The 13,441-nt window shown below is 54.7% G+C and carries 12 protein-coding genes and 1 riboswitch; of the genes, 8 read left to right on the forward strand and 4 right to left on the reverse strand.

The window, feature by feature from the left end:
• Position 1: 1 nt before the first annotated feature.
• Entirely contained in the window at positions 2-937 is a 936-nt protein-coding gene (locus TURPA_RS16065; RefSeq protein WP_014804361.1) for an ATP-grasp domain-containing protein, read from the reverse strand.
• Between the two features lie 72 nt (positions 938-1,009).
• On the opposite strand from TURPA_RS16065, the gene TURPA_RS16070 reads away from it, so the two are divergent.
• The 8 genes from TURPA_RS16070 (at position 1,010) to TURPA_RS16105 (ending at position 8,819) form a co-directional block, all read left to right on the forward strand.
• Positions 1,010-1,687, forward strand: a complete 678-nt coding sequence (locus TURPA_RS16070; protein WP_014804362.1) for an acetoacetate decarboxylase family protein — start codon at positions 1,010-1,012, stop codon at positions 1,685-1,687.
• Between the two features lie 6 nt (positions 1,688-1,693).
• On the forward strand, positions 1,694-2,611 hold the full coding sequence (locus tag TURPA_RS16075) for an ROK family protein (protein WP_014804363.1): 918 nt from the start codon (positions 1,694-1,696) through the stop codon (positions 2,609-2,611).
• Positions 2,608-3,105, forward strand: coding sequence for a hypothetical protein (locus TURPA_RS16080; protein WP_014804364.1), 498 nt, complete (start codon positions 2,608-2,610; stop codon positions 3,103-3,105). Before TURPA_RS16075 ends, TURPA_RS16080 begins: the two co-directional genes overlap by 4 nt.
• 25 nt (positions 3,106-3,130) lie before the next feature.
• Positions 3,131-3,556, forward strand: coding sequence for a hypothetical protein (locus TURPA_RS16085; protein WP_157210530.1), 426 nt, complete (start codon positions 3,131-3,133; stop codon positions 3,554-3,556).
• A gap of 2 nt (positions 3,557-3,558) precedes the next feature.
• Positions 3,559-4,584 (forward strand): quinone oxidoreductase family protein, encoded by a 1,026-nt coding sequence (locus TURPA_RS16090; protein WP_014804366.1) that lies wholly within the window; start codon positions 3,559-3,561, stop codon positions 4,582-4,584.
• Between the two features lie 48 nt (positions 4,585-4,632).
• Positions 4,633-4,784: riboswitch (adenosylcobalamin (AdoCbl) riboswitch) on the forward strand.
• Between the two features lie 75 nt (positions 4,785-4,859).
• Positions 4,860-5,702: an LIC_13355 family lipoprotein gene (locus TURPA_RS16095; RefSeq protein WP_014804367.1), complete on the forward strand. Its 843-nt coding sequence runs from the start codon at positions 4,860-4,862 to the stop codon at positions 5,700-5,702.
• Positions 5,703-5,742: 40 nt separating this feature from the next.
• A complete protein-coding gene (locus TURPA_RS16100) occupies positions 5,743-7,692 on the forward strand; it encodes a TonB-dependent receptor plug domain-containing protein (RefSeq protein ID WP_041948574.1) in 1,950 nt (649 codons plus the stop codon).
• Between the two features lie 14 nt (positions 7,693-7,706).
• Complete coding sequence (locus TURPA_RS16105) at positions 7,707-8,819, forward strand: hypothetical protein (protein ID WP_014804369.1); 1,113 nt, start codon at positions 7,707-7,709, stop codon at positions 8,817-8,819.
• A gap of 5 nt (positions 8,820-8,824) precedes the next feature.
• Here the strand turns inward: TURPA_RS16105 and TURPA_RS16110 are convergent, their stop codons facing one another.
• The 3 genes from TURPA_RS16110 to TURPA_RS16125 form a co-directional block, all read right to left on the reverse strand.
• Positions 8,825-9,310 carry an Mpo1 family 2-hydroxy fatty acid dioxygenase gene (locus TURPA_RS16110; protein ID WP_014804370.1) on the reverse strand — a complete coding sequence of 162 codons (486 nt, stop codon included), beginning with the start codon at positions 9,308-9,310 and terminating at the stop codon, positions 8,825-8,827.
• A 272-nt stretch (positions 9,311-9,582) separates the two neighbouring features.
• Positions 9,583-11,721 (reverse strand): polyphosphate kinase 1, encoded by a 2,139-nt coding sequence (ppk1, locus tag TURPA_RS16120; RefSeq protein ID WP_014804371.1) that lies wholly within the window; start codon positions 11,719-11,721, stop codon positions 9,583-9,585.
• 3 nt (positions 11,722-11,724) lie between these two features.
• Positions 11,725-13,203 (reverse strand): carotenoid oxygenase family protein, encoded by a 1,479-nt coding sequence (locus tag TURPA_RS16125; RefSeq protein WP_157210531.1) that lies wholly within the window; start codon positions 13,201-13,203, stop codon positions 11,725-11,727.
• Between the last annotated feature and the right edge of the window lie 238 nt (positions 13,204-13,441).

Genomic DNA, 13,441 nt, shown 5'->3' on the forward strand with positions numbered 1-13,441 from the left:
CTCACGCTTTGCGCGATTCTTCAAGGTAGTCAATCACTCTTTCAGCGATGTTAACTCCCGTTGCGGCTTCGATACCCTCAAGGCCTGGGGATGCATTCACTTCGAGAATCATCGGGCCGCGTTTCGATTCGATGAGGTCGACGCCTGCAAAATTCAGCCCCAGAATGCGTGCCGCGAGTTTTACCGTGCGCGCGGCCTCAATCGAAAGCTCAACCTTCTCGGAAAGCGCACCCCGGTGAATGTTCGAGCGAAAATCATAACCTGTGGCCTGCCTGCGCATCGCGGCGATCAGGTTGCCATGCAGAATAATCGCACGAATATCTGCGCCCTGCGCTTCGGCGATGAATTCTTGCACAATCACCTGCAGCCCCTGGTCGAGCAAAACTTCGATGAAGCTGCGGCCGGCCGATTTCGAATCGGCGATCATAACCCCGGTGCCCTGCGAACCGGTGGGTATTTTCAGAATATAAGGCGGATTTCCGATTTTTTCAAAAGCATTGTCGATATGCAGCGGATCGTCAATGATCACGCTGCGCGGTACGGCAATTTTATTCTGCGCGAGAATCTGCATTGTGACGAATTTGTCACGGCAGCGCATCATCGGCAGGCTGCCGTTCAGTGATTTAACGTGCAGCGACGATGAGCCTGGCCTCACCATCATCTCGTACTGACGGATAATCGCAAGCGTATGCTCGGGCTTTTTTTGCCCCAGACGCGGGATGATACAATCGGGCGTTTCAATCTTCTGGTCCTGGTAATAGAGTTCGAGTGCATTACGCTCTAAATATGCAGACATCTGCATCGGCGGATATACCCGCATCTTGTGCCCGCGCTTGTAACCTTCTTCAAAGAAGCGGCGCGTCGAGTAGAGCGTGCGCGCATTCGAGAGAATATGAATCGACAACGGATTGCTGTTGGGTTGAGAGTGGAGCGCCACGTGCGGTAGGGTCAAACTGCTCTACAATGCGAAAAGAGTTATTCAGGCTGATGCAGAACGAAGAACTGAGCCATGGCAAAAAAATCTGAATTTCCCGCTCCGTGGACGCTTACCGGCACAGGCGTCATGATATTTTTTCCCGCGCATAAAAAGAATGTGCTCGAATCGCCCTTCATCGGGGCTGAAAACAAACAGAGCTTTCGCGGGGGCATGGGCGCCGTGATGCTGGTGCACTATGAAAACGCCAACTGTGGGCCATACGATGAGCTTCTTTATATACCCGGCTTTTTCGAACATAACAACAAGACTTACCTTCGTATTACGAAAATCTACGTCTCTTCTCAGGCTTCGGTTGAATGGGGCCGCCGCAACTGGGCGATACCCAAAGAACTCGCCGATTTTGACTGGCGACAGGGTAAAAAAGAATGGCACATCGACGTGCGCCAGCCGAAAACGGGCAACAGCATCTATTCGGTTTCACTATCCCCCCGATTTTTTTCTTTTCCGATCACAACTTCGCTCTTGCCCTGGAACCTGTTGCAGAAGCAAGAGCCACAATATTCTGAGGGTGAGGATTTCTACCTCGAGACAAAACTCGATGGTCGGGGTTCGGCGCGCATTTGTTTCATCGACCGGGTTGAAGGTTCAAAAGATTTTCCCGACTACCACGAAATGTCGCACGGCCCGCGCATCGCCGTTGCGATTGATCCGTTCAAGATGACTTTTCCGGTTGCCGGCAAAGTGCGTTAGCAGCCAATGCAGCGCCGCATTCTCGGCATCGATATCGGCGCCACAACGGTGAAGTTTGCCGCCGTGACGCCTGAGGGCAGCGTCGCGCATAGAGGGGCATTGCCCGTCGCCTCGGCGGGCAATGAACAATTCGTCGCACAACTCGCGTCGGTCATCGCGCGCCCCGAATTCTCTGATATCGACCAGGTTGGCATTGGTTCACCTGGGCCGCTTGACCTTGAAGCCGGCAAGATCATCACCTCGGCGAATATGCCAGGCGTTAAAGACTTGGCGCTCGTCGCTGAATTGAGCGCGTTATATCCGCGAAAACAAATCAGGCTCGAAAACGACGCCAATGCCGCAACGCTCGGCGAGAAATATTTCGGCGCTGGTAAGAATCTGGGTGATTTTGCAGTGCTGACGCTCGGCACCGGTGTCGGCGGCGGTTGCGTCTTCAATGGTAAACTTCAGCGCGGGTTCAGGGGAAATTTCTTCGAAGTCGGTCACGTGAATGTTGCCGGCATTTTTGCCGACGAGCCACGGCGCTGTGGCTGCGGCAGCGACGGCTGCCTCGAAGCGTATGCTTCGGCAACGGGTATTGCGAAATCTTATGAGCTTAAGACCGGCGAGCGCAGGTCTGCGGCAGATATATCTGCCCTCGCCATGGGCGGCGATGGCGCTGCGATCGAATGTTACAGAACCGCGGGCAGGGCGTTGGGGTTTGCGATGGCGGCGATCACGCAACTTCTGAATGTGCGAAAATTCGTTCTGACAGGTGGTGTCGCAGTCGCAGAGCCCCTGCTCACACCCACGCTGCGGGCAGCGTATTTGCAGCAGACGCTCGGGGTTTTTCATGATTCGTTTCAACTCATCTTTACCCGGGGTGATGAGAACGCCGGCATTTTGGGTGCGGCGGCACTCTTTCTGGAGGCCGAAGAATCATGAGGCTATATATCCGCCTGCTGCTGTTTTTCGCCCCGTTCGGGCTAATCTTCGCCGCGATGCCTGAAACCTCAAAGCTCCGCACCGTCAGCGACCGCCTGCGCTGCGATATCAATTTTTTTGAGGCACACTTTAACTTTCCCGTTGGGTATGACCAGCGTAAAGACGTCTGGATGGTCGATGAAAAATTGCACCGGATATTCAAAAAGGCACCGCTTGCATCGTATGTGTATTTTCGCAAAGTCGAAAGCAGCCAATGGCATTTGGAATTGCTAAAACCCGTACGACACGAGTTTAGCTTTTTGAAGCGGTACGAGCTCACGTTTCTCGAATCGCGTCTCACAAGCCTTGGCCAGACTCTTTACCGCTTTGAACACAAGGTGAATCATTTACGCAGTGTAGAATTCAGCCTCGATGAACTTGAACCTTCGGCGATCTTTCTGCGCCACGACAAAACGCATGATTACTTTTTGCATTTGACGTGCTTGCCAGAGTAGAGAAACAGCGATGCGCAGAAAGAGCATGAGAGCCGGCAACCGCACAAATTCAGAATTTCTTCAATGGTCGCTGCCGCGACTCGTCGGGGCGGGCTATGGCATTCTCTCACGCCGCGCCGCAAACCCCCGCTGGCCCGAGTTTTTCATCACTGCCTTTGTGCTCAAGAAATACCGCAAGAAGAGCTCATTCTGGTTCATGATCAGCCATGGCTACCGGGGAATGAGGCGGCACCAGTTGCCAGGCGGCGAAATCAAAACCTTGCTGGCTCATCTCATCGGTGCCAACCCGCGGCAGCTCTTTCAACTCGCGGGCATCTACACCGGGCTCAGCGCCGAACAGGGGCCGGCGGTCGCGACAGCTGCGCTGTTTGAAATCATCAAGATCACGAATGAAAAACGAAAAAAGCTGGTTTCACGCCGCAAGGGCAAATTACAGCAAAAACGAGGTTAAGAATGCGCGCAATACCATTTCACAGAGCAGGTGATGCCGACACTCTACGTGTCGAAGAATGGCCGAACCCCGAGCCGAAAGACAACGAGATTCTCATTCAGGTTAAGGCGTTCGGTCTGAACTTTGCCGACATTGTTGCGCGCAAAGGCCAGTACAACGACGCACCCAAATTCCCTTTTGTGCCGGGCTATGAGGTTTCAGGTGTTGTCGTTTCAACCGGCAAGAATGTGAAAAACTTTCGGTCTGGTGATGAAGTCATTGCGTTTACGCTCTTCAGCGGTTACGCCGAACTTGCGGTTGCAGACGAACGCGCGGTCGTCAAAAAACCTGCATACCTGAGTTTTGCCGATGCAGCTTCGATACCCGTAAACTTCGCCACGGCCTACCATTCGCTCTTTGAGACTGGCACGCTGCGCCCCGGGGCGAAAGTGCTGATTCATGCAGGTGCTGGCGGCGTGGGCCTTGCAGCCATACAAATGGCGAAGAATCGCGGCTGCACGGTTTTTGCCACGGCCGGCTCGGCAAAGAAGATCGAACTTCTGCAAGAATTCAAGGTCGACTACCCGATCAACTACCAGCAGACAGATTTTGAACGCGAAGTCAAACGCATCGCCGGCCCGGCGCCGTTAGATGTGGTGCTCGATTCCGTCGGTGGTTCATACTTTAAGAAGGATCTCAACTTGCTGAGGCCCCACGGGCGTGTCGTGGCATTCGGCGCCGCTGCCTTTTCAGAGCGAAACATCTTCAAACTGCCGGCGCTGATTCCGCAGGTTGTCAGCATGCTGACGCTTTCGATGATCGAGCTGATGCTGAACAGCAAGGGTTTTTACGGAGTCAACATGCTGCGTGTCGCGAAAGAGAACCCTGAACTGTTGCAGCATGAAATGCAGCAGATCATGGAAATGTTTGCAGCCGAAAAAATTAAAGCGGTCGTTTCGCGGCAAATGTCATGGCACCAGATAGGTGAAGCGCACAACCTGCTCGAAAGCAGGGCCTCGACCGGCAAGATAGTTCTGATGATTGATTGACGGCATGTCAAATCAGCGATACGTAACGTAAGCGATGCGTAAGTTACGCATCGCAAAAAAAGAGGAAGTCCGGTGAAAATCCGGCGCTGACCCGCAACCGTAATGGATAATCTTGTTTGGGGCCGCAGGCCCCAAACAAGATTATCCTAAGTCGGGAACTCTTGTTGCTGCACCCCGAGGACACGGGTGCAGCAGCGAAAAGCTTTTGAAAAATCCAGCATTTCAGAAGCCAGCGGGCTCTATGGGGTTGATAATACAACCAACAGGGGCAGCAAATGCAGAATCGAATCTCTTTTCTAATGGTGGGTAGCGCCCTCATCGCATTCACGGTGCACTGCGCGCAGATCGAGAAAGAAGACACCAATAGCGGCAATGGCAACAGCAATTCTGTCGCGACAAGTGCGGCCAAGCCGGGTGTTTACCTGGCTGACCAGGTCGTCGAAGCACCGGGCAATACCGGCACGGGCTTTGGCAACACGAACCTTGTGATCAACGGCGTACGCGGCAGCGGCCTCACAGCCGGCGGACTCGACGTCTATTCGCTCGAGAACACCGGTGCGACAACGCACATCGTGCTCGCCTGGAATGGCAAGAAGGTCAAGAATGTAGCGGGCGCCGACTTTGCCGTTTATGAGAACGCCTTCAATTCAACCCCGGGGCCCGGTCGGTTCATGGAACCGATGTTTGCAGAGGTCAGCAATGACAATGTGAACTATTGCGGTTTTGCACCAGACTTCACGAACACACCCGAAACGACTTATTCCAACGACCCCGGGCATTGGCTGCGTTTTGCGGGCAAGGCGCCTGTGGTCTACAATGTTACGAATTCTGCCAATAATTTTACGGCTGCAGAACTCTTTACCGACGCGGATGCAGACGGTGAGGGTGATGTCGGTGGTGGAGATCTGTTTGATCTCGACAATCTCTCAGACAGCAACGCCTTTGCTACAGGCTGCACAACGCCGCTGCGCGATGAGTTACGCAGTAATGGCTTTCGCTATCTGCGATTGGTTTCAGCCGCAAGAAGGATTAACCCCGACACGGGTGCGGCTTTCGTGACCGATGCAATTTCGTCTGGGCCAGACATCGATGGCGCGGTAGCACGATCCGTTGAATAGAAGCGCAACGGCCGGCTGCCTGCTCTTTGCGCTGGTATCCTTGAGCCAGAACGTTCACGGCGATGAAGCAGAAGAATTGCGGGTGCAGGCGAAACTCAAACGCATTAAACCGATTCGTCTGATATCCTCATCGGATGCGCGGGCAGCCGGCAGTTACCGGGAGATACCTCTTGCAACCGCCGCTGAAGCGCCGCTGTCAGAACGGGCTTCCGATGTTTTGCAAAAGCAAACGGGAGTGCAGGTGAACCGTGCCGGGGCGCCCGGTACGCAGAGCGTGCTCGCGATCAGGGGCATGAGCCCCGATCAGGTTGAATATTTCATTGAAGGTGTGCCGCTGCCGAGGCCACTCGCGACGCCGCCAAATCTCGAGATGCTGCCGCTGCCGCTTTTTTCAGCCGTCGATATCTATCCGTCATTTGTGCCGTCGCATTTGCCCGGTGCCAATATCGGCGGAGCCCTGAATTTTCGGCTGCTGCGGCCTGAAGGCGAGTCGGCACGCTATCTGACGCAGGTATCACAGAATTCACTGCTCGGCACCTCTGTTATCGCGGCCCGGCAGACAGGCAGTTCGCTCAACTTTGTTTCGTTCGAACAGAGCCGCAATCGCTACGAATACGTTTCTAACAATGGTACCCCTGAGAACCGGTCAGACGACCGTGTTTTGCAGCGGCTCAATGAAGATTTTACGCGGGCGGGCTATACGGGTTTTGGCACGCTTGCTGCAGGTAAATGGCAAATTGCCGGCCTCGCTGATTTCTACCATAGCGACCGGGGAATCCCCGGCGTGCAGAATTTGCCGATAGAATCGGCCCGGCGCAGCGAGCAGCGCATGAGCGGCGCGGTAAAGGCCGCACGACCGCTCAGCGAAACCCTGAACGTGCAGCTCATCGCTACAACCTCGTTCGACCGCTCTGAACTGACCGACCCAAAGCGCGAACTCATCGCGGCTACCCGTCAACTGTCTGAATCACCGCAATTGCTCGCTGGGGCTTCGCTGGCATTTCGCACCAACACAGTCGATGCCGCTGTGCACACCCGGGCCAAGTACCAGTCTATCGCGGTCGATCGTGGCAATATCGCTGCGCGCCATGAAGGGCAGGGCACAGCAAACGCCGCCTATGATACAAGTCTCTTTCGTGTCGCCGCGCAGACGGGTTTTACGGCAACCCAGGACAACGCCGCGCAGAATGCGTTTTACGCATCGCGTGAGACCGTTTTTAGCACAACGGGTGTCAGCGCCTCGGGCTTTGTTGCGCTGCGTCCGCTGGCCCTCTTTGACGCCTCGGCTGACCGCAGCGCGCTCGAAGTTTATGCCCAGGCCACGAGTGCCTTTAGAAGCCCGACGCTTTATGAGCGCTTCGGCGACGGACTGTTCGTTACGGCCTCTGAATTTCTGCGCAGCGAGCGTGCAATTACGAATGCCGCAGGTGTGCGCGGGGCTCTAAATTGTCCGGCGAGTATCATCTGTTCATGGCGCAGCGAAGCGTGGCTTACCGGTGCGAAAGACTTTATTCTTTTCACACAGAACTCGTCGCGTACGCTTATCGCGGTCAACGCGTCGAGCGCGCAGATCGCGGGTCTCGAAAACGAAGTGCAGCTTCACCTGCCTGAGAAATTCTTGCTCTCGCTGCGATACACCTATCTCGATGCGCGTGACTATGGCAGCATACCCTATTATCAGGATAAATACCTGCCGTTCAGACCGAGGCACCACGCAGTGGCGACGCTCACGCTGCTCTTTGGCCAGCTGCGATCGATTACGTCGGCCGAATTTCGGGGCGCAGTCTTTCGCGATCGCTACAACAGTTATGGTTTCTATTTGCCGTCGAAGATACTCGTCGACAGCGGTATCGACTATACGCTGAGCTCAGGTGCGACGCATATTCTGAATTTTACCGTTAAGAATATCACCGATGATCGCGAAACCGACTTCATCGGCTACCCGCTGCCCGGCAGGTATTATCTTGTAAGATGGACGGCTCAATACTGATGCAAAGGCGCAGAATGGTCAATAATTTCGCGTGTGCTGTGCTGATTTTTCTGGGGGCATGCGCTGATTTTGAGCGCCCGCAGAAGCCCGATGCGCCGGCGAGCGGCGTTGTGCTTGCGGTCGGCTCCGATTTTTCTACGGGCTTTCTGAGCGCGGTCGACCCTGCAGGCTCGAAAGCGTACCGGGATATCGTACCCATTTACCAGGATTCAGGCGTGCACTACGATTCTGCTTCTGTGGCGTCATTCGTCTTGCAACGCCTCGGAGCAGATTCAGTCATGCGCGTGGACCATAGTTCAGGGTACATGATTCAATATGAGGTTTCACTCGGTTCAAAGCTGAATCCTCAAAGTATTGCATTCTTGCCCGGTGGACTTTTCGCTGTTTCTTACTTTAATGCGAACCACATCGACATTCGCAGCCGAAATTCTGGCGCGCTATCAGCACAGATCGGTATTTCGGCTTATGCCGACGGCGACGGGTATGCCGAAGCCGGCGACATGCTCTACCACGCGGGATTCTTATACGTAGCGGTACAAAGGCTTGCGCGAAATGCAACCGATGCGCTTTGGCCGCCCGAAGGTACAAGTTACCTATTGAAAATTGACGTCTCAAACTATGCAGTCGTGGCCACAACGCTCTCGCATACGAATCCGATTTCGCGCCTGCATTACAATGCTGCGCGCAATTCCATCATCTTTGCCGCCGCGGGCAGATTCGCCGCCAACTACCAGCTCGATGGTGCCTGCCTGGAATTCTCGGTGGCTTCGGGTGCTCTGCTCGCTCCGCTGATATCTGAAGCGCAGGCAGGTTACGAGATTGCGGATTGTGAATTAACTGCCGGCGGTCAGGGAATTTTCATTGGCTACGATGCAGGGTTAAACAGCATCTTTGGTTCGTTCAACACGACCACGCCGGCGGTAACGGGTGTCGCCGCGTTCTTGAATCGCAATAATGGTGGTTACCTTGCGGGCTTTTTGCTGCACTCAAACGGCAATGTCTACCTGGCAGACCGCAATATTTTTCAGCCGGGCGTTCGTATTTTCGACGGGGTCTCGCTCAATGAGCTCACGACCAAGGCGCTCAGCGTCGGTTTGCCGCCGCTGAGCCTGGAAGAAGTGCCTTGAGCGATCTATGAATATTTGATGCCGACTTTGCGAAAAATAAAGCCGAGCAACCAGGCAGGCCCGATCAGCAAGAACTGCAGGTCTTTAAAGAATGACGGCTTTTTGCCTTCGATCTTATGGCCGATGAACTGGCCGATCCAGGCGATGACGAAGAGCGTCAGACAGGTTACCCAAAGCGGAGCGAGCTCGATCTTGGCAACCTCGCGCACACCAAAGAGCATCGCCACCGAAATTACCGTCATACCCAAAAACATCATGAATGACAGGCGCAGGTAGAAAAGCCCGGCGAGCAGGACGACGACCCCTGCCCAGTTCGCGAACACCTGAATGCTTTCAGGCGCCCAGTTAAAGAGCCCTGCCGTGGGTATTGCCGCCAGCAGGCCCAATACGCAGAACAGAATCGTCGGCACGCAGATCCAATGGATCAGCTTGTTGGTCTTATTGCGGTGGCTCTCACCATATTCTTCAAGCCATTGGTCGATTGTTTTCATGCCCGATGTTGCCGAGCCAAAGCTCAGCGTCAAATCAAATTGGGGCAGCGGGGGTGACTCGGCGGGAACTCGCGAAGCCAGAACAACGGGCGATATTTTTTCGCACTTTTCGGCGCGATTTCGCCGAGAGGCGAAAAATCGGCGAGAATTCTGGCGTCCTCGCCACTTGCAGAGCGAATCGCTACCGATTCGCGGGGGAATTTCCGCCGATTAGCGCCGAAAATTGCGGAAAATAATCGCACCAGCGAGTTCCCGCCGAGTCACGGGAAGCGTTACTTGCGCGGGTTCTTGACTTTGCGCAGGTGCTTGGTTTTCGCCAGGGCGGCCTTCTGCTCTTCTTGCGATGACCGGCATTCATCGATAAACACGCGCTGCGCGTTGACTGCATCTTTAGCCTCAGGGCGAAGGCGGCTGTAATTGCCGGTTGCATCGAGAACCCGGGCTGAATCGTTGTCGTTGAGGTAGACCTGAAGAATATTCTGAATTATTTTTTCTTTAATATGTTTGTTCTCAATGGGAAAAGCAATCTCAACGCGGCGAATAAAGTTTCGGGGCATCCAGTCGGCGCTCATCAGATAGACCTGCGGGTCGCCGCCATTCTGCGCGACGAGAATGCGGCTGTGCTCGAGCAGCCGGCCCACGACACTGCGCACCCTGATGTTTTCAGAGACTCCCGCGATACCGGGTCGCAGGCAGCAGATGCCGCGCACGACCAGATCGATCTGAACTCCCGCCTGCGAAGCGCGGTAGAGTTCGTCGATCACCTCACGGTCTACGAGGGAATTCATCTTGGCAATCAGACGGCCTTTTTTGCCGCCTTGCGCATGCGTGATTTCGCGGCGTATCATTTTGAGCACAAGCGCCTTGAGGTTACCGGGCGCTGTTGAGAGCTTTTGCATCGCTGGCAATTTTGAGTATCCGGTGATCGAATTAAAAAGATGGGTAGCATCTTGCGCGATCGCCTTGTCGACGGTAATAAGGCTGAGGTCGGTGTATATTCTCGCTGTGGCGGAGTTATAGTTACCCGTCGACATGTGCACGTAGCGAACGATCTTGTTCGCTTCTTTGCGCACAATCAGCGCGACTTTGCAGTGCGTCTTAAAACCGATGAGGCCATAAACCACATGAACGCCTTCGTCTTCCATGCGTTTGGCCCACTGTATGTTGGTCTCTTCGTCGAAGCGGGCTCTCAGCTCTACCAGCGCGGTGACTTGTTTGCCATTGCGCGCGGCGCGAATCAGCGCGTCGACGATTCGCGATTTCACGCCGGTGCGGTAGAGGGTAATTTTAATACCAAGCACGGTTGCATCGTCCGATGCCGCCTGAATGAGATCTTCAACGAGCGCGAACGAATGAAACGGATGGTGCAGCAAAACATCGCCCGCGCGAATCAGCGAAAATAAATCGGCCGGCCGGTCGTATTTGAATGGCGCTATCGGTGTAAAGGGCTTGAAGGTTTCATTTGCCACGAGCGGGTCATCGAGAATTGCCTTCAGCCCCGCAAAAGGCAGCTGGCCATGGCAGGTATAGACGTCGTCAGCTTCGAGCTCGAGTGCTTCGGTGAGCCTCGAGACGATTTCTGCCGGCATGGTGTCGCGCACCTCTAAGCGAACCGCCGCACCTTTTTCACGGCGGCGCAACTCAAGCTGAACGATCTTCATGAGACTTTCTCCCTCGTCTTCTTCGATCACGAGGTCTGAGTCGCGGGTAAGCCTGAAAGCATGCGTTTCGACGACTTCGAAACCCTTAAACATGCGGTGCGAAAAGAGTTCAATGATGTCTTCGAGGTAAAGGTAGTGTCGTTCGTTCGGCTTTTCGCTAACGAGAAACAGCCTCGGCAGCACTGAGGGTATCTGCACGACGGCGAAATAGTCGGGAGAGTCGGCCTTGTTCTTGCGCCTCAGAGTCACTGCCAGATTGACCGAGCGGTTCGCAAGCCTCGGAAAAGGGTGCCCCATGTCGATTGCCAGAGGGGTTAAAATCGGAAATATCTCGGTGTCAAAGTATCGCCTGACGGCACCCATCTCGGCGGCAGTCAGGTGCTCTGCGCTTTTCAGATGAATACCCCGTTCGGCGCAAGCAGGTAGCAGCACCTTGTTCATTAGCTGGTAGGCATTCTCGAAATAATCCGCGACGCCGGTGTGAATCTTTTTCAGCACCTCGTGCACCTGCATGCCGTCGGCGTTTTCGACATCGATGTCGTTAAAGAGCTTCTGCTTGAGGCCCGCGACCCGCACCATAAAGAATTCGTCGAGGTTCGTTTCCGTAATCAGAAGAAAGCGCAGGCGCTCGACAAGCGGGTTCGATTCATCGAGCGCCTCTTCGAGTACACGCTCGTTAAATTTGAGCCATGACAGCTCGCGGTTGATATAGTGCTCCGGAGCAAAGTCGATGCGCGGTGGTTTTTCCATTTCTCAGTTGCGGTGCTGCCGCCAGGTGCCGTGAAAACCATAGGGAACACGGTGCGGCAGCCAGATTTCGCAGAGCGGCTTTTTATCGGGTTTTGCTACGTCGAAAACCGCAAGGTAAGAACGGTTGTCTTCGGTTGAGTAAATAAGGTTCAGCAGGTAACCTTTGCGCTCGCCCGGTTTGCCCGTGGGAACAAAAATCGGCTCCCCGCCAAAATGCCCGCGCGGAAAATCATGAATATCTGCTTTGACCTTACCCCGGCTGAGCTCGTAGCTCACCTGACCGTCGAAAATACCCGCGGCCGAGCTGTTATTGCCCGACGCGCTGGCCGCAAAACTGTGCTCGTATTTTTCGCCCACGAGGCGGGGATCAATCACGGGAAATTCTGCATAGTGCTCGCTGTGTAAAACCTGCGTCTCGGTTTTGCCCGAAGCGAGATCGATGCGAAAGCGCGTCAGGTAACCGTTGTTTGCCTGTTCGAAAAGCTCGGCGCGTATTTCAGTGTCGCTGCCCATCAGCGGTACCCGCTCGTAACGAATTGCATCCACAACGATCGCCTTGCCGTCTTCGTATGCGTTGGCGTAGTGGTACACATAACCCACCGGCAGTTCGAACCTGCGCAGCGACGCGGTATCGCCATCTTTGTTCATGACGATGACAGATGCTCCCTTTTCGGGCTGCCATTCGGCGATGCGGCCCCTGCGTATCGAGGCAAGCGAAGTGACTGCGGGAAAAACCGGCACAACAGCATAATTGCGCGTAATGGCAAAATCGTGAATCATCGCCGCGTAATCGGTTTCGACTGCCGTGCGGCTGACAAGTTTACCATGGGGATTAATCACGTAATATTCGAGTCTGGGCCCGCCCGCGACCCGGTAGCCAAAAGCATACAGGTATCCCGTCTGCGGGTCAGTCTTCGGGTGCGCCGTGAAGGGTGCCATAAACCCCGCGTCGAATTTCTCAAAACCTTCGCTCGCGAGGGTTGTGGGCTGCAGGCGAATTGGCGGGCTGCTTTCGACCAGAGCGAAAAGTTCTTCGCGAAACGCGAGTACTGAAGTGTTTGCCTTGGCAATGAGGCGCGTGTAGGCATCGGCGTTCTTGTCACGGATCAGACCGGAGATCAATGAAATGAGGTTACCGCCGACGAGCTGCAGATTCGCAAGCATATTCGTGCGTTGCCCGAGAAAGAGATTACGCCCCGCGCGGCGTTCGAGCTCAAGCGTCGGCGTGGCAACATAGCGGTTCAGATACGAGACTTCACCGCGCTGCAGGTGAAAGGCGTGCAGCATGCCGTCGCCGAGAAACCAATGGTAAAACGGGCCCGGCTCAAACTGCGGGTTGGGGCCATTGCGGTAGAAGCTTCCGTTGAGGTCGCGCGGTACCTTGCCCCGAATCTCGAATTGCCGGGTCTTCGCCAGATTAAATTCATGTCGCAAAGGAGCAAAATTACCTTCGAGAAAAAGATTGGCGGGTGCTGTCGGCATGCGTTTCGCGTGCGAATTCGCCTTCGGCACGTCGATTGATTTACCGACGAAACGCTGCTCGTTTTCAGCGGCAGAAGCGCCAGAGGTGTCCTTGCCAGAAACCAACATTTCGTGATTTGACGAAATGTTGGGGCGACCGTCGCTGTCGAGTCATTTCATAATTCACGCAGGTGGGATTTTTAGGCCTCATGCCACATCTGCCCAAGAACTGTTTGAACCTCTGTTTCTGTTCTGCAAT

Source organism: Turneriella parva DSM 21527 (genome assembly GCF_000266885.1).
GTDB lineage: Bacteria > Spirochaetota > Leptospiria > Turneriellales > Turneriellaceae > Turneriella > Turneriella parva.

Excerpts from the sequence above, each read along its gene's own strand:
- TURPA_RS16090 (WP_014804366.1), top strand. The coding sequence starts at position 3,559 with ATGCGCGCAATACCATTTCACAGAGCAGGTGATGCCGACACTCTACGT.
- ppk1 (WP_014804371.1), bottom strand. The coding sequence starts at position 11,721 with ATGGAAAAACCACCGCGCATCGACTTTGCTCCGGAGCACTATATCAAC.
- TURPA_RS16110 (WP_014804370.1), bottom strand. The coding sequence starts at position 9,310 with ATGAAAACAATCGACCAATGGCTTGAAGAATATGGTGAGAGCCACCGC.
- TURPA_RS16125 (WP_157210531.1), bottom strand. The coding sequence starts at position 13,203 with ATGCCGACAGCACCCGCCAATCTTTTTCTCGAAGGTAATTTTGCTCCT.
- TURPA_RS16085 (WP_157210530.1), top strand. The coding sequence starts at position 3,131 with ATGAGAGCCGGCAACCGCACAAATTCAGAATTTCTTCAATGGTCGCTG.
- TURPA_RS16070 (WP_014804362.1), top strand. The coding sequence starts at position 1,010 with ATGGCAAAAAAATCTGAATTTCCCGCTCCGTGGACGCTTACCGGCACA.
- TURPA_RS16095 (WP_014804367.1), top strand. The coding sequence starts at position 4,860 with ATGCAGAATCGAATCTCTTTTCTAATGGTGGGTAGCGCCCTCATCGCA.
- TURPA_RS16105 (WP_014804369.1), top strand. The coding sequence starts at position 7,707 with ATGGTCAATAATTTCGCGTGTGCTGTGCTGATTTTTCTGGGGGCATGC.
- TURPA_RS16080 (WP_014804364.1), top strand. The coding sequence starts at position 2,608 with ATGAGGCTATATATCCGCCTGCTGCTGTTTTTCGCCCCGTTCGGGCTA.
- TURPA_RS16075 (WP_014804363.1), top strand. The coding sequence starts at position 1,694 with ATGCAGCGCCGCATTCTCGGCATCGATATCGGCGCCACAACGGTGAAG.